This is a genomic window from Variovorax sp. HJSM1_2 (assembly GCF_049316285.1).
In the GTDB taxonomy this organism is placed as follows: Bacteria; Pseudomonadota; Gammaproteobacteria; order Burkholderiales; family Burkholderiaceae_C; genus Rhodoferax_B.
The window spans coordinates 75880-91297 of record NZ_JBMOXA010000018.1; the positions used below are offsets into that span (position 1 = coordinate 75880).

General features: G+C 61.5%; 17 protein-coding genes. 8 read left to right on the plus strand and 9 right to left on the minus strand.

Annotated elements, in window-relative coordinates; genetic code table 11:
• Positions 1-31: 31 nt before the first annotated feature.
• A complete protein-coding gene (gene hpf, locus ACFQ95_RS18465; RefSeq protein ID WP_422833304.1) occupies positions 32-361 on the minus strand; it encodes a ribosome hibernation-promoting factor, HPF/YfiA family in 330 nt (109 codons plus the stop codon).
• Between the two features lie 347 nt (positions 362-708).
• Here hpf and corA point away from each other — a divergent pair, with 347 nt between their 5' ends.
• Complete coding sequence (corA, locus tag ACFQ95_RS18470) at positions 709-1695, plus strand: magnesium/cobalt transporter CorA (RefSeq protein ID WP_422833305.1); 987 nt, start codon at positions 709-711, stop codon at positions 1693-1695.
• Positions 1696-1711: 16 nt separating this feature from the next.
• Here corA and ACFQ95_RS18475 read toward each other — a convergent pair whose 3' ends face one another.
• From ACFQ95_RS18475 to ACFQ95_RS18490, 4 genes are read right to left on the minus strand one after another with little or no spacing between them, the layout of a single operon-like run.
• On the minus strand, positions 1712-2608 hold the full coding sequence (locus tag ACFQ95_RS18475; protein WP_422833307.1) for an alpha/beta hydrolase: 897 nt from the start codon (positions 2606-2608) through the stop codon (positions 1712-1714).
• Position 2609: 1 nt separating this feature from the next.
• A complete protein-coding gene (locus tag ACFQ95_RS18480; protein WP_422833309.1) occupies positions 2610-3359 on the minus strand; it encodes an SDR family NAD(P)-dependent oxidoreductase in 750 nt (249 codons plus the stop codon).
• Between the two features lie 11 nt (positions 3360-3370).
• Complete coding sequence (locus ACFQ95_RS18485) at positions 3371-4360, minus strand: NAD-dependent epimerase/dehydratase family protein (protein WP_422833310.1); 990 nt, start codon at positions 4358-4360, stop codon at positions 3371-3373.
• Positions 4361-4416: 56 nt separating this feature from the next.
• Entirely contained in the window at positions 4417-5403 is a 987-nt protein-coding gene (locus ACFQ95_RS18490) for a Bug family tripartite tricarboxylate transporter substrate binding protein (protein ID WP_422833311.1), read from the minus strand.
• Positions 5404-5790: 387 nt separating this feature from the next.
• On the opposite strand from ACFQ95_RS18490, the gene ACFQ95_RS18495 reads away from it, so the two are divergent.
• The gene (locus tag ACFQ95_RS18495; RefSeq protein WP_422833312.1) at positions 5791-6531 is read left to right on the plus strand and encodes an FCD domain-containing protein; all 741 of its coding nucleotides are present in this window, start codon (positions 5791-5793) and stop codon (positions 6529-6531) included.
• A 10-nt stretch (positions 6532-6541) separates the two neighbouring features.
• Here the strand turns inward: ACFQ95_RS18495 and ACFQ95_RS18500 are convergent, their stop codons facing one another.
• Positions 6542-7432, minus strand: a complete 891-nt coding sequence (locus tag ACFQ95_RS18500; protein ID WP_422833314.1) for a LysR family transcriptional regulator — start codon at positions 7430-7432, stop codon at positions 6542-6544.
• 76 nt (positions 7433-7508) lie between these two features.
• On the opposite strand from ACFQ95_RS18500, the gene ACFQ95_RS18505 reads away from it, so the two are divergent.
• The 6 genes from ACFQ95_RS18505 (at position 7509) to ACFQ95_RS18530 (ending at position 12754) form a co-directional block, all read left to right on the plus strand.
• Entirely contained in the window at positions 7509-7985 is a 477-nt protein-coding gene (locus ACFQ95_RS18505) for a cytochrome P460 family protein (RefSeq protein WP_422833315.1), read from the plus strand.
• A 32-nt stretch (positions 7986-8017) separates the two neighbouring features.
• Positions 8018-8689 (plus strand): DUF4405 domain-containing protein, encoded by a 672-nt coding sequence (locus ACFQ95_RS18510; protein WP_422833317.1) that lies wholly within the window; start codon positions 8018-8020, stop codon positions 8687-8689.
• 73 nt (positions 8690-8762) lie between these two features.
• Positions 8763-10175, plus strand: a complete 1413-nt coding sequence (locus ACFQ95_RS18515; RefSeq protein WP_422833319.1) for an MFS transporter — start codon at positions 8763-8765, stop codon at positions 10173-10175.
• A gap of 30 nt (positions 10176-10205) precedes the next feature.
• The gene (locus ACFQ95_RS18520; protein ID WP_422833321.1) at positions 10206-10625 is read left to right on the plus strand and encodes a carboxymuconolactone decarboxylase family protein; all 420 of its coding nucleotides are present in this window, start codon (positions 10206-10208) and stop codon (positions 10623-10625) included.
• A 104-nt stretch (positions 10626-10729) separates the two neighbouring features.
• Positions 10730-11740, plus strand: coding sequence for an alpha/beta hydrolase (locus tag ACFQ95_RS18525; RefSeq protein WP_422833330.1), 1011 nt, complete (start codon positions 10730-10732; stop codon positions 11738-11740).
• A gap of 18 nt (positions 11741-11758) precedes the next feature.
• Positions 11759-12754 (plus strand): aldo/keto reductase, encoded by a 996-nt coding sequence (locus ACFQ95_RS18530; RefSeq protein WP_422833322.1) that lies wholly within the window; start codon positions 11759-11761, stop codon positions 12752-12754.
• A 32-nt stretch (positions 12755-12786) separates the two neighbouring features.
• On the opposite strand, the gene ACFQ95_RS18535 is transcribed toward ACFQ95_RS18530, so the two are convergent.
• The 3 genes from ACFQ95_RS18535 to ACFQ95_RS18545 form a co-directional block, all read right to left on the minus strand.
• Positions 12787-13509 carry a 5'-methylthioadenosine/adenosylhomocysteine nucleosidase gene (locus ACFQ95_RS18535; RefSeq protein WP_422833324.1) on the minus strand — a complete coding sequence of 241 codons (723 nt, stop codon included), beginning with the start codon at positions 13507-13509 and terminating at the stop codon, positions 12787-12789.
• Between the two features lie 3 nt (positions 13510-13512).
• Positions 13513-15189, minus strand: coding sequence for a long-chain-fatty-acid--CoA ligase (locus ACFQ95_RS18540; RefSeq protein WP_422833326.1), 1677 nt, complete (start codon positions 15187-15189; stop codon positions 13513-13515).
• A gap of 100 nt (positions 15190-15289) precedes the next feature.
• On the minus strand, positions 15290-15418 hold a 129-nt coding region (locus ACFQ95_RS18545), incomplete at its 5' end, for an NAD(P)(+) transhydrogenase (Re/Si-specific) subunit beta (protein WP_139188785.1).

The following is a 15418-nucleotide window of genomic DNA, read 5'->3' on the forward strand; positions in this document are numbered from 1 at the left end:
GGAAAACGACGCACAACGTGCATGTAAAGAGCTACATCAGACGTTTTGGTGCTTCGTGGTGGTGGTTCTGTACCTTGCTCTTGTGGCGCACAACTTGGCGATCCAACTTATCTACCAGTTCATCTACAGCGGCGTAGAGATCAGCGTGGGCACTTTCGGCAAACATGTCGCTGCCCTTCACATGGATATTGCATTCGGCGCGTTGCCGACCTTGTTTTTCCTTTTGCTTTTCAATGGTGAGCAACACCTTGACATCCACAACTTGGTCGAAATGCCGGGTGATGCGATCAAGCTTGGTCGTTACATAGCTGCGTAACGCCGGGGTCACTTCCAGATGATGGCCGCTGATCGTCAAGTTCATGAAACACCTCCTAAATTCCATGGTTCGGGCAATTCACTATGCGCGTCCGCATAGCGAAAATCAAGCTGGTTTCGACCGGCCATTGCAACAAGCTGCAACCCATCCGATGTGCGGTTCCTGGCTCCAGGCTTGAACGAGCAAACGATTTCATCTGATGAATTTGCGCCCCGTTTGGCGGCACAAGTGGCGCTCGCCCGGCGGTGCGATAATTCGCAGATTCATTGCATTTCATTGAGCAAAACCGTGGAAATTACCCCTAGTCGGTAGCTTTCATTCCCCTGCGCTGCGTCGGGGATTGAAAGCCGAACCAATCCTCCTCTCGCCATCAAAACCCCAGGGAATGAGCCATGCTCAATATCTTTTCGCTCGCCAATGGACGCCTCTTTCAAGAAGAGATCGAGTCCCTGGAAGAGCTCAGCAAATTCCAGCCGATCTGGGTGGATCTGGAATCACCCTCACCCGAAGAAAAGCGCTGGATCAAGCAGCACTACGGCCTGTCCATCCCCGAAGACGCGATGGACGAGGACATTGAAGAGTCCGCCCGTTTCTATGAAGAAGACAACGGCGACCTGCACATCCGCAGTGACTTTCTGGTGGCCGATGAAGAGTCGCCGCACACGGTGCGTGTGGCCTTCATCCTGAACCAGCACAACGCCTCGATGAAAAGCCGTGGTGTGCTGTTTTCCATACACGACGAAGACGTGCCCGTGCTGCGGCTGATCCGCATGCGCGCGCGCCGTGCGCCTGGGCTGATTGAAGACGCCAAAGACGTGCTGCTGAAGCTGCTGGACGCCGACGCAGAGTACTCGGCCGACACGCTGGAAGACATTTACGTCGACCTGGAAAAAGTCAGCGGCCGTGTGCTCGCCGGCAACGTGACCGACGAACTCGCCAGCGAAGTGCTGAGCTCGATTGCGCGCCACGAGGATTTGAACGGCCGCATCCGCCGCAACATGATGGACACACGCCGCGCCTTGAGCTTCATGATGCGCAGCAAGATGCTCAACGCCGAGCAGTTTGAAGAAGCGCGGCAGATTCTGCGTGACATCGACTCACTCGATTCACACACGGCCTTCTTGTTCGACAAGATCAACTTCTTGATGGACGCCACCGTCGGTTTCATCAACATCAACCAGAACAAGATCATCAAGATCTTCTCGGTGGCCAGCGTGGCCTTGCTGCCGCCGACCTTGATCGCCAGCATCTACGGCATGAACTTCAAGTACATGCCCGAACTCGACTGGACGCTGGGCTACCCCTACGTGCTGGTGTTGATGATTGCCAGCGCGGTGGTGCCCATGTTGTACTTCCGCAAGCGCGGCTGGCTCAAGTAACGACCTAGTCCCTTGCTCACACGTTCTCGGCCAGCGCCACCAGGCGCTGGTACCAAGGATGCGCCGGGTCGCGCAGCATGGTATGGGTCTGGAAATGATCCAGCCCCTGCTCCATATGGAACGAAACCAGGCGCCCCTGCGCTTCCAGCAATGCCGCCAGTCGCTTGTTCGACGACTGCACACGTGCGCTGTCGTGCTCGCCATAGGTCAACACAAACGGCACGCTGTTGCCCGCCGTCCAGCTCATGGGGCTGAACAAGGCGTCGTGTGCCGCATCGGCCAGCAGCATGGTGTAGACGCGTTCCTCCAGGCTGCCAACCGCCGGTGCCGGGTGGTGGATGTCCATGATGCCGCTGATGGGCAAGGCGCCACACACACGGCCCACGCCATTCAACCGGTCTTGGCAGCGCAACGCCGTCAGTGTCGACAAGTGCCCGCCCGCAGAGTGGCCCGACAGATACAGACGCTGCGCGTCGCCACCCCACTGGCCCACATGTTCGGCCACATGGCGCAGCATGGTCAGGCTGTCTTCCAGCCCATCGGCAATGAGATTCGGCGCCAGCCGGTATGAAGGCGCGACCAACACAAAACCCAGCGCCGTGACGTGGCGCGCCATGAAGTTGGCGTATTCGCGGTAGCCATTGGTCCAGCCACCGCCGTGCCAGAACACCAGCACGGGCGCGTTTTTCGCCTGTTTTGGGGCGAACACGTTGAAGCGCTGCAGGCGATGTTCGCCATAGGCTTGGTCCAACGCCACCAGATCAGTTTGCGTGATGGGGTCCTGCGCCCAATGCATCACGGTTTGGGCGTAGTGCAAGGCGGCCGGAAACGGCATGGGCATTTGGTGATCGGGATCGAACACATCGCGCGCGATGTCCATCTGCGCCGAGGGATTGAGATTGGATAAGGTCATGTCAGATGCCCAAGCCCCCGAGTGATTTGCCACCGTCAACAAACAAGGTCTGCCCGGTGATGAAGCTGGTGGAAGGTGCTGCCAAAAACGCAATCGCGTTGGCGATTTCATCGGGGCTGGCGGCTTTGCCAGAGGGCTCAATCTTTTCCCAGGCGCTGAACATTTCGGCCGGGGCCGAGCGTGTCATGGGGGTGTCGGTAAAACCGGGCGCCACCGAGTTCACGGCGATTTGTGCATCACGCAATTCCATGGCCATGGCGCGTGTCAAACCAATTACCGCGGCCTTGGACGCCACATAGTGCGCAAAGCGTGTGCCACCCAGTGCGCCACGCGAGGAGATGGTGACGATGCGCCCACCGGCCTTCATGCGGCGTGCGGCTTCCTGCGCCGGAATGAAGGTGCCGATGACGTTGACCTCCAGCATTTGGCGAAACGCGTCTTCGGTCAGTTCCAGCAGCTTGGCATCGTTGTAGATGCCTGCGGCGCAGACCATCGCGTCAACACGCGGTGCCGCGTCCAGCACCGCACAAACGGCTTCGCGCTTGCAGATGTCGGCCACTGCCGCAGTCACGTCCAGGCCCTGCTCTACGAGCTTGGCGACGGCCGATTGCAGTTGCGCGGCCGAGCGGTCCATGGCCACAACACTGAAGCCGTCGCGCGCCAAACGCGCGGCCGTGGCCAGGCCTATGCCTTGTGCGGCGCCGGTGACAAAAGCGACCGGCCGGCTGGAAGATATTGAAGAATGAGTCATATCAAAAAATCTTATGCATTCGCAGAAACACAAAACGGTGTGAAGTGCGCCACCGACTGCGCCAGCGTGTAGTGCGGCTGCCAAGCCAGTTCGCGGGCGGCAGCACTGATGTCCGAGGCAGCGGTGCGCACGTGTGGAAAGCCGGCAAAACCACCCGTGGGCGGTGTGCGCACCTCCAGCTGCAGCGCAGGGTAAAGCTGGCGCACGGCATCGACAAAATCATCAAAGCTGCACAGCTGGCCCAAGCCAATGGTGTAGACACCCTGGGCCGGATCCGGTGCGGTCAGCGCCGCCACATTGGCCAGCGCGCAGTCACGGGCATCAATGAACTCCTCGCCACCGCGCCACACCACATACGGGTCATCGATGACCGAAACACGGCCACGTGCCGCAGGTGATGCCAGTGATGACAATACCCGCCCGGGCACCGACGTGCCAGGCCCGGGCCAGGCACTGATGACCGCCGCATAACGCAGCGACACCGTGCTCACGCCATACAAGTCGCGGTACAGCAGAGCCAGATGTTCACCCATCACCTTGGTCGCGGCGTAGATGGAGCCGGGCCGGTGGCTGATGGACTGGAGCGTGAAGTCTTCGGGAAAGGCCGCACCTTCAAAGCTGCCAAACGCTGGGTAGGCCACGGTGGTGGAACTGGCCAGCACCACACGGTGCAGGCTGTGCTTGCGTGCCAGCTCCAACACATTGGCGGCGCCCATGACGTTGACCTTGATGCCCTTCAACGGGTTCTCGCGAATGGCGGTCGACAGCAGCGCCGCCGTATGCACGATGCGCCGCACGCCACACTGGGTGATCAGGCGCTCCAGCGCCATCACGTCGGCCACATCGCCTTCCAGCACACGCACACGTGGGTGCGACACGATGCTGGCAATGGCCTCGCGCGCAGGGCGCAAGTCCATCAGAAACACATCTTCGCCCCGCTCGGCGAGCAGTTGCGCGGTGTGGCAGCCGATGACGCCGGCGCCGGTGATCAGGGTGGGCACGCGAAGCACTCCTTTGGGAAGGTGCGGCTTTTAAAAAGCCGCACCAAGTCAGCCCATCAATCGGCTTGAATGCCAAACTCTTTGATGACCTTGCCGTAGCGCACATGGTCGTCTGCCACCAGCTTGGCCAGCTTGGCGGGCTCGCCACCCACGGGCACCACGGCCAGACCGGTCAGGCGCGCCTGCACATCCGGCATCTTCAGGATTTCATTGGCATGGGTGTTCAGCAGCTTGACCAGCTCCGGCGACATGCCCTTGGGGCCCATCAGCGCTTGCCAGGCGCCCACATCGGCGTCTTTGAAACCCTGCTCGGTGAGTGTGGGCACATTCGGCTGGAACGGCGAGCGCTGTGGATCGGCCACACCCAAGACCACCAGCTTGCCCGCAGTGACGTGTTGCGCCACCGGGCCCAGCGTGGTGTACATCATGGGCACGTGGCCGCCCACCATGTCGGCCACGGCGGGCACGCTGCCACGGTAGGGCACCTGGGTGATCTTCACACCGGCCGACTTGCCGAACATTTCACCCAGGATGTGCATGGGCGAGCCGTTGCCGGGGCTGGCGTAGGTTTGGATCTTGCCGGCCTTGACATTGCTCACCAGGTCTTTGACGCTGCTCACACCCGAAGCAGTGGTGGCCACCACAAACAGTGACTGCGTGCCGAGTTCGATGATGGGTGTGAGGTCATTCACTGGGTCATACATGGCGCCAGCGCCGGGCTTCAACACCAGCGTGGCGATGGACACCGTGTTCGGTGCCAGCAGCAGCGTATAGCCATCGGGCGCGGACTTCGCCACATAAGACGTACCAATGGTGCCAGCGGCACCGGTGCGGTTTTCCACCACCACGGGTTGACCCAAACGCGCCGAAAGCTTCTCCGCCATGATGCGGCCCAACACATCGGTATCGCCGCCAGCGGGGTAGGCCACCACGATGGTGATGGGCTTGTTTGGGTAAGGCGCTTGGGCGGTGGCTGGCCCGGCTGACAGGGTCAGCGCGGCGGATGCAACTGCGGCCAGCGCGAGGCGACGCGTGAATTTCATGGTCAATCCTTAGAGAGAGTGGAGCGTGGGGAACGCGTGAAACAAGGAAACGAAACGGTGAAAAGGGATCAGGGGAAAAACGCAAATCAAGGGAAATCAAAGACTGGCGCCCGACCGACTCGAAGTACCGCGAATCATGCGCAAAACCTCGTTAGGGGAGTGGCTCCATAGCGCCCCACACCGCTGCGGCGGACGCTACGATGACAATCTTATGAATATAAAAAATCATCGTCAATATAAATTTTAAAGAAATCTATAGAATCCAACCAGTGAAACAAAACAGGGGGAGGACGGCGGCTGGAGCAGCCATTTCAGCCCACGCAAGCACAATGCCGGGCTTTGATGGCGGCCAAGTGCACCCCTTCCAAATACGGAGACAATTTGCTGATGGCACTTCCATCCACCGACAGCATAGGCGCCGACAAAACCTTGGCCGACCGCGCGCTGCGCCTGCTGCGCGACGACATCCTGGCCGTACGCCTGGCGCCCGACACTAGGCTGCGCATTGCCGAGCTGCAGACCCGTTACGACCTGGGCATCAGCCCCTTGCGCGAAGCTTTGCTGCGGCTGATCAGCGAAGGTTTGGTGGTGGCCGAAGGCCAGCGCGGTTTTGCCGTGGCGTCGATCTCGCTGGCCGAACTCGAAGACCTGACACGCGCCCGTGTGCGGCTGGAGTCGGCCATACTGGCCGAGGCCATTGAAAAAGGGGATGACGAGTGGGAAGCCGGCATGCTCGCCGCGTTCCACCGCCTCTCACGCACGCCCATTCCCACTGACGTGCACGACTCCGCCGCCACGCTGGAATGGGAAGAACGCCACCGCGCGTTCCACCAGTCGCTGGTGGCCGGCTGCGGCTCGGCCTGGCTGCTGCGCATGCAAGCGCAACTGGCCGAGCACTCACAGCGCTATCTGCGTGTGCGGCTGTTCCATTCGGTGCCGCTGGCGCAAATGATGCGCAACGTCGACAACGAACACCGCGACCTGATGCAGGCCCTGCTTGACCGCGACGCACCACGCGCGGCCAAGCTGATGCAAGAACACCTGGAGACCACGGCGGGTGCGGTGGCCAGTTTGTGGAAGACCGAGCTGGCTACAGCCGCTGAACCACGGCGCGCGACCGCTCGTTAGGCGCGTTAGTTCAGGCTGTCGCCTTGTAGCGCAAGGCCTCCACCACCAGCGCCAAAGCCGGCGATGCGCGCCGGGTGGCGTAATACAGGTGGTAGCCCGGAAAACTCACAGCCCAATCGTCCAGCACCGTGACCAGGCGGCCAGCGGCCACGTGTTCGCGCACCAGTTCGCCGGGCAGCCAGGCCAGACCGTGCCCGGCAAGGGCTGCCGACAAAATCAGCTCGCCATTGTTAAAAGCCAGGCGCCCGGTCACGCCCATGTTGACGGCTTTGCCGCGCTTCTTGAACTCCCAGTTCATCAGCCCGCTGTGTGTGGGCAGGCGTCTGCCAATGCAATCATGGTCCGCCAGGTCTTGCGGCCTGCGCGGCGGCGCATGGCGCGCAAAGTAGGCCGGCGCGCCCACCACCGCAAACTGCATGTCGGGTGCGATGCGCACGGCAATCATGTCCTTGGCCACATCGCCGCCCAGGCGCACGCCCAGGTCAAAACGCTCGGCCACGATGTCGGTGAAACGGTTGTCGGCGCTGATCTCCAGCTTGATGTCGGGGTACTGCAGCAACCACGGCTCCAGCTTGGGCCAGACGATGGACTTCACCGCGTGTTCACTCGCCGTGATGCGCACCGTGCCGGCCGGCTTGCCGCGCATTTCGTTGAGCACATTGAGCTCGGCTTCAATGTCGGCGAAGCGTGGTCCCACGGTTTGGTACAGCCGCTCGCCCGCCTCGGTGGGCGACACACTGCGTGTGGTGCGGTTCAGCAGCTTCAGATCCAGCCGCTGCTCCAGCGCACGCACGGTCTGACTCAGCGCCGACTGCGAAACACCCAGTTGCGCCGCGGCCCGCGTAAAGCTGCTCACACGCACCACGGCGGCAAACGCTGCGAGGTCGTCAAAACGCGTCATTGATTAGCCTGCCTTCTAAGCCTATGTTGATTTTGCAGTCTATTCATTCAATCAAGCGCTGTCTAGACTCATTGCCATGTCTGCAAAACCCCTCCTCTGCCGCGTTGCCGCATGTGCGCTCACCTTCTGTGCCATGTTGCTGGAAAGCGGGCAAGTCAGTGCTGAGGCCAACCGCGTCACATTCCCCAAGGCACTCGACAGCCTGGTGCACTACACCACGGTGAAACGCGGCGACGTGACCGAACACATGCTCACCACGCAAGAAGCATTGGACGCCGTGAAGTTGGGCCAGGCCATTCCCAACGGCACACACGTGGTGCTGGTGGACTACCGAGACAACAAGGTCTTTCGCTACTTTGTGATGGAAAAAGGCGACGGCTGGGGTGCGGACTTTGCGGCATCGCGGCGCACCGGCGACTGGCAGTTTCAGGCCTTCAAGCCAGACAAAACCATCAACCTCAGCGAGAACTCGGCACGCTGCCAAGCCTGCCACCAAGGGCGCGCGGACAGCCAGTTCCTCTACACCTTCAACGACCTCAAGCGCTCGCCTTAAAACCCACACCACACCGATAGACGACGCCGCACATGGTGAACATCACATTCTTATGGCGGCTGCTCCTGGCCTTTTGCGCAGGCGCCTTGCTGCTGCTGGCGCTAGCCTACTACTGGCTGGAAAACACCACACACGAATGGATAGGCACCGGCCTCTTTGCCTTGCTCATTGGGCACAACCTGCTGCATAGACGCTGGTGGGGCAACGTCATCCAGCCACGCCGCACGCCAGACTCTAGGCTAGACCGGGCGCTGAGCCTGTCACTGCTCACCAGCATGCTGGCGCTGCTGTTCAGCAGCCTGGCGATCTCGCAAACCGTCTTTGCTTTTCTGCGGCTGGGCGGCGGGTTCAGCGCACGCCAGATCCACATTTTCGCCGCCTACTGGTGCGTGGTCCTGGTGTCGGTGCATCTGGGCTTTCGCTGGCAGCGGGTGATGCAGTTCGTGCGTCACGCACTGCACCTCCACGCCGACAGCAAAGCCCGCAGCTGGGGCCTTCGTGTGGCCGCCGCGGCCATCGCCACCGTCGGTTTGCAGAGTTCTTTTGTGATGGAAGTGGGCAGCAAGCTCACGCTGCAAATGAGTTTGGAGTGGTGGGACTTTGCGCAATCGACGCTTGGCTTCTTTCTGCGCTGGTTATCGATTTTGGGGCTCTACACGACCGCCACGCACTACGCCTTGCAGTGGATGCGTACACGCGATTGATTAGCAATGCTTCTAACGGCATCTTGATTCATCAGTCTAGTCATTCAATCGATGCAAACCTAGACTTCCGGCCATGGACTCCAAACAACCCACCACCCACCTCGGCGCCGTGCTCGCAATCATCATCACCAGCTATCTCATGCTGGTGGTCGACATCTCCATCGTGCTCACCGGCCTGCCCAAAATCCAGGCCGAGTTGCAGTTTTCGTCGGCCAGCCTGTCGTGGGTGCAAAACGCCTACACGCTGGCCTTTGGTGGCCTGTTGCTGCTGGGCGCGCGGGCGGGCGACATCCTGGGCCGGCGGCGCATGTTTGTGGCGGGTCTGATGTTGTTCACCGCCGCCTCGTTTGCCATCGGTGTGGCGCAGTCGCCGGCCTGGCTGCTGGGTGCGCGGGCCGTGCAAGGTATGGGCGCAGCCATCTTGGCGCCTTCAACCTTGGCGTTGCTGTCCAGCCACTTTGCCGAGGGGCCTGCACGCACACGCGCCCTGGCCTACTACTCTGCAGCCGCTGGCGTGGGGGCGAGTTTGGGTCTGGTGTTAGGTGGGCTGGTGGCAGACCTGATCTCCTGGCGCGTCGGCTTTTTCATCAACCTGCCCATAGGGCTGGCCTTGGTGTGGTGCGCTCAGCGTTACCTGGCGGAAACGCCGCGCCGTGCGGGCCAGTTGGACGTGGTGGGTGCCATCACCTCCACCGTGGGCATGAGCGCACTGGTCTACGGCATCGTGCGTTCTGCGGAAGTCGGCTGGGGTGATGGGCTGACCGAGTTGTCGTTTTTGGCGGGGCTGCTGCTCATCGTGGTCTTTGTGTTCCACGAAGCGCGCACCAGCCAGCCCATACTGCCGCTGCGCCTGTTTGCCAGCCGCGAGCGCAATGGCGCCTACGCCGCACGCATGCTTTTTCTCGGTGGCATGGTGGGCTTTTGGTTCTTCACCACGCAGTACCTGCAAGCAGTGTTGGGCTACCGGCCATTACAGGCGGGCCTGGCCTTTCTGCCCACCACCATTCCCAACTTTGGGGTGGCGATGATGGTGCCCCTGCTCACCCGCAAATGGGGCAACACACGCCTGCTGGCCATAGGCCTGGGCACGGCCGCCGTGGGCATGGCCTGGCTGGCGCAGGTCAGCGCACATTCGCCTTACCTCAGCAGCGTGGCGCTACCCATGGTGTTGATTGGTGTTGGCCAAGGCGCGGTTCTGGGCCCGCTCACGGTAGCGGCGGTGGCCGGGGTGCACAAGGAAGATACCGGCGCGGCTTCCGGGCTGGTGAACGTGGCCCATCAACTGGGTGGCTCGCTTGGCTTGAGTGTGTTGGTGGTGGTTGCTGCTTTCACCACGACCAACACCTCGAACACATCCGAGCACCTGGCGCAGCGTATCGCCAACACCTTCCACGCCAGCACGGTGATGCTGCTGCTGTCGCTTGCGTTGGTGCTGCTGTGTATTGCGCGCCCCGGCCGCAAGCCATCGGCCCTGCCGCAAGCCTGAACCTCTCACCCACCCAACGGAGCCCCTGCCATGAAGACATTTCTCGCCGCCACACTGTTCACCTCCATGCTGGGCAGCTTGCATGCGCAGACACCCGCTGCCGCAGCAATACCCGCCCCTGTCACCAGCTCAAAGGCCACGCCATCACGCGCACAAAGCTTGTTTGGCGACGTAGCCCCCAAGCTGGCCGACTTGACCGACAACGTGCTGTTTGGCGACGTGTGGGCGCGCCCCGGCCTGTCGCCGCGCGACCGCAGCCTGGCGACCGTCAGCGCCTTGATTGCCATGAACCGCCCAGACCAGTTGCGCTCACATCTGGCGCTGGCACGCAAGAACGGCATCACACAAGAAGAGCTGGTTGAGACCATCACCCACCTGGCGTTCTACGCGGGCTGGCCCAGCGGCGTGAGCGCCGCACTGGTGGCCAAAGAAGTTTTCGCCCAGCCTTGACCTTTTACCCCCCTCTTCAGGCCTTCACCATGAGCATTCTTCACACCCCGCACCGCAGCCGCGCCACCAAAGCAGCCCACTGGCTGGTCGCCCTCGCCTTGCCCATGTGCGCCAGTGCCGCACCGCTGGTGCTGCAAGAACAAGGCAGCTTCGCCGTGGGCGGCACGGTGGTCACCGCACCCGGCACCTACAACCCAGCCAAGCCGGGCGCGGAAGGCCAAACCCTGCACGGCGACCACGCCTATGTGTTCTACCAGGTGCCCGAGAAGCCACGCAAATTGCCGCTGGTGATGTGGCACGGCGCCGGCCAATCGGCCAAGACCTGGGAGAGCACACCCGATGGCCGCGAGGGTTACCAAAACATCTTTCTGCGGCGTGACTTTTCGGTCTACCTCATCGACCAAGCACGTCGCGGCAAAGCCGGCCGCAGCACCGTTCCCATGACGATTCCGGCCGCCCCGGACGAACAGCAATGGTTCAACCAGTTCCGCATCGGCGTATGGCCCGAGTTCTTTGCCGGGGTGCAATTTCCACGTGCGGCTGAAGCCATGGAGCAGTACTTCCGCCAGATGACACCGAACACCGGCGCCTTCGATGTGGAGGTCACATCCAACGCCACCGCTGCGCTGTTCAAGAAGATAGGCCCCGGCATTCTGGTGACACACTCACAAGCCGGTGGCCCGGGTTGGGTCACGGCCATGAAGTCGCCCCATGTGCGCGCGGTGGTGGCCTACGAGCCCGGCAGCGGCTTTGTGTTTCCGCAAGAAGAACTGCCCGCCAGCTTGAGCAGTTCCGGTGGCGCGCTAGAGCCTGTAGCTGTGCCGCTGGCCGACTTCATGCAGCTCACCAAGATTCCCATCGTCATCTACTACGGCGACAACATTCCCGAGCAAGCCACGGACAGCCCCAACCGCGACTCGTGGCGCATACGCCTGGAGATGGCCAAGCTATGGCGCGATGCGGTGAACCGCCGGGGTGGTGATGTCACGCTGGTGCACTTGCCGACACTTGGCATCAAGGGCAACACACACTTTCCTTTTTCGGACTTGAACAATCTGCAGATTGCCGACCTGATGTCGGATTTCTTGAAGTCGAAAAATCTGGATGTGCGCTGAACAAAACAAGGAGAAAAAATGCAGACACGCCAACTCGGCCACAGCGCGCTCCAAGTCTCGGCCATGGGCCTGGGCTGCATGGGCATGAGCGCAGCCTACGGCCCGCCGGGCAACGTTCAAGAGATGACGGCCTTGATCCACGCGGCAGTGGATCGCGGCGTCAGCTTCTTTGATACCGCCGAAGCCTATGGCCCGTTCACCAACGAAACGTTGGTCGGCGCGGCGCTCGCGCCGTTCAAAGGCCGCGTCGTCATCGCCACAAAATTCGGCTTCGACATCAACCCCACCACAGGGCAACGCGGCGCGGGCCTGAACAGCCGCCCCGAGCACATACGTGCGGCAACCGAGGTCTCGCTCAAGCGCCTCAAGGTCGAAGCCATCGATCTGCTCTACCAACACCGCGTGGACCCCGCCGTACCGATTGAAGATGTGGCCGGTGCGGTCAAGGACTTGATCGCTGAGGGCAAGGTCAAGCACTTCGGTTTGTCCGAGCCTAGTGCGGCCACCGTGCGCCGCGCACATGCGGTGCAGCCCGTGGCAGCGGTGCAGAGTGAATACTCCTTGTTCTACCGTGGGCCTGAAGCCGACATGCTGCCCACGCTGGAAGAACTGGGTATTGGCTTCGTGCCATTCAGCCCACTGGGCGCGGGCTTTCTCACCGGCAAGATGGACGAACACACGCGCTTCGCCAGCACGGACTTCCGCTCGCTCGTGCCGCGTCTCGCGCCAGAGGCATTAAAAACCAATGTTGCGCTGGTCGAGCTTTTGCGCGACGTGGCGCAGCGCAAAGGCGCCACGCCCGCGCAGATTGCACTCGCCTGGCTGCTGGCCCAAAAGCCGTGGATCGTGCCGATTCCCGGCACCACCAAATTGCACCGACTGGAAGAGAACCTGGGCGCGGCGACAGTGGAACTCACGGCCGACGATCTGCGCGAGATTGATGTTGCGTCTGCACAGCTCAAGCTGCAAGGCGCACGTTTGCCTGAAGCGGTTTTGAAGATGACCGGGGGCTAGCGAAGCCTTTAAGCCCAATGGGCCTCTGACGCTTATGGATTGTGCGGCAGGCGCTGCAAAAAATGCAGCAGCAGAGCTTGGGCGTAAGGCCCGGCCACGGTGCGCACAAACTGCATGAAGTCGACATGTGCGTCGTCATCGGCGCGGTCGGAGATGGTGCGCACGGCCGCAAATGGCACACCATAGTCGTGGCAGACCTGGGCCACGGCCGCACCTTCCATCTCCACCGCCAGTGCCTCGGGCAACAGCGCGCGCAGCGTGACCACTTCGGCAGCAGAAGACACAAAACGATCACCACTGGCCACCAAGCCACTGTGCACACGCGCCGGGCCGGCCTGGGTCATGGCCTGGGCGGCCGTCAGCAGTTGTTGGTGCAGAGCGGCGTCGGTCGGGAAATGCGCTTGCCCATACAGCGGCACCTCAAAACGCGGAAACAGCGGCGAGGCGTCCATGTCGTGCTGCACAAAGCTGGATGCCACCACCAGGTCACCCACGGCGACACCCTGCGCCAAACCACCGGCCACGCCGGTGAACACCACGGCACACACACCAAAGTGCTCGATCAAGGCCGTCGCCGTGGTGGCCGCCGCCACCTTGCCTATCCGCGACAAGGCCAGCACCACAGGCTGGCCGTGCAGCGTGCCGGTTTGGAAATCACGCCCGGCGTGGCGTACCACTTGGGGCGCGGTCAACAGTTCGGCCAAGCCCGCTTGCTCGTCGGCCAGCGCGCTCAATATGGCAATCGGCTTCACCAAAGATCAGGCCTTGTCACGTAACGCGCGGCGCAAGATCTTGCCCACGGGGGTCTTGGGCAAATCGGTGCGGAACTCGATGATCTTCGGTTGTTTGTAGCCTGTGAGATTGGCCTTGCAATAGGTCTTGACTTGTTCTTCGGTCAGCGCCGGGTTCTTCTTGACAATCACCAGCTTCACCACTTCGCCCGATTTCTCGTCGTTCACACCGATACATGCACACTCCAGCACACCGTCCAGCTGAGACACCACGTCTTCGATTTCGTTCGGGTAGACGTTGAAGCCGCTCACCAGAATCATGTCCTTCTTGCGGTCGACAATCTTGAAGTAGCCGCGTTCGTCCATGATGCCGATGTCGCCGGTTTTGAAGTAGCCGTCGGGCGTCATCACCTTGGCGGTTTCATCGGGGCGCTGCCAATAACCCGCCATCACTTGCGGGCCCTTGATGGCGATCTCGCCGATCGCGCCTGGCGCCACATCCTGCCCGTCATCGTTTATCAGGCGGAACAAAGTGTTGGGCAATGGCAGGCCTATGGTGCCGGTGTATTCGGTGCTGTTGGTCGGATTGCAACTGGCCGATGGCGAGGTCTCGCTCAAGCCATAACCTTCACAGATAGGGCAGCCGGTTTTCTCCAGCCAGAGCTTGGCCACGGCCGATTGCACGGCCATGCCGCCGCCCACCGACACCTTCAGGTGGCTCCAGTCCACGGTATTGAAGTCGGGGTGGTTGGCCATGCCGTTGAACAAGGTGTTCACCGCCGGCAGGCTGTGGATCTTGTGTTTCGACAACTCTTTGAGCATGCCCGCGATATCACGCGGATTCGGAATCAGGATCAGCTTGCCACCAATACGCAGCGTCAGCATCATGCCCACGGTGAACGCGAAGATGTGGTACAGCGGCAAGGCGCACACGGCAACGGGCTGTACACCCTCGGCCACTTTGTCCATCACCGGCTGGTTCCAGCTTTGCGATTGCAAGGCGTTGGCCACGACGTTGCGGTGCAGCAGAACCGCGCCCTTGGAGACCCCGGTGGTGCCGCCGGTGTATTGCAGCACGGCAATGTCTTCACGCCCCACCTGCACCGGCTTGAAGCTGGCTTTTGTGCCTTTGGCCACCGCATCGTTGAAACGCACGGCCTGCGGCAGGTGGTAGGCGGGCACCATCTTCTTGACGTTGCGCACCACGTAGTTGACCAGCGCGCCCTTCAAAAAGCCCAACTGGTCACCCATGGCGCACATCACCACGTGTTTCACCGGCGTGGCGGCCAGGCACTGCTCCAGCGTCGCGGCAAAGTTCTCCACAATGATGATGGCCTTGGAGCCGCTGTCTATCAGTTGGTGCTCCAGCTCGCGCGGTGTGTACAGCGGGTTCACGTTCACCACCACCAGGCCGGCGCGCAGAATGGCCGCCACCGCCACGGGGTACTGCGGCATATTGGGCATCATGATGGCGACGCGGTCACCCTTGACCAAACCCAGGCTCTGGAAATAGGCAGCCAGTTGGCGGCTCAGCACATCGGTCTGCGCGTAGGTCACATCGGTGCCCATGAAGCTATAGGCCGTGGCGTCGGCAAACTTCTTGAACGACACCTCCATCAGCTCCACCAACGAGGTGTAGATGTCGACGTCAATTTGCGCGGGAACGCTGGCCGGGTAGCTCTTGAGCCAGATCGGGTCGGTCATGAAACAGTCTCCAAACTTAAGAATTTTCTGCGGCGATTGTCGCGCACGCCCAAGCGGCAAATGACGCTTAGGCGACATAACGTCGCCGCAAAGGCCGAGACTACTCGATCGCCTTGCCCATATCCTCGACCACCTTCTTGGCGTCGCCAAAGACCATCATGGTTTTGTCCATGTAGAACAACTCGTTGTCCAGGCCCGCATAACCCGCGGCCATGCTGCGTTTGTTGAC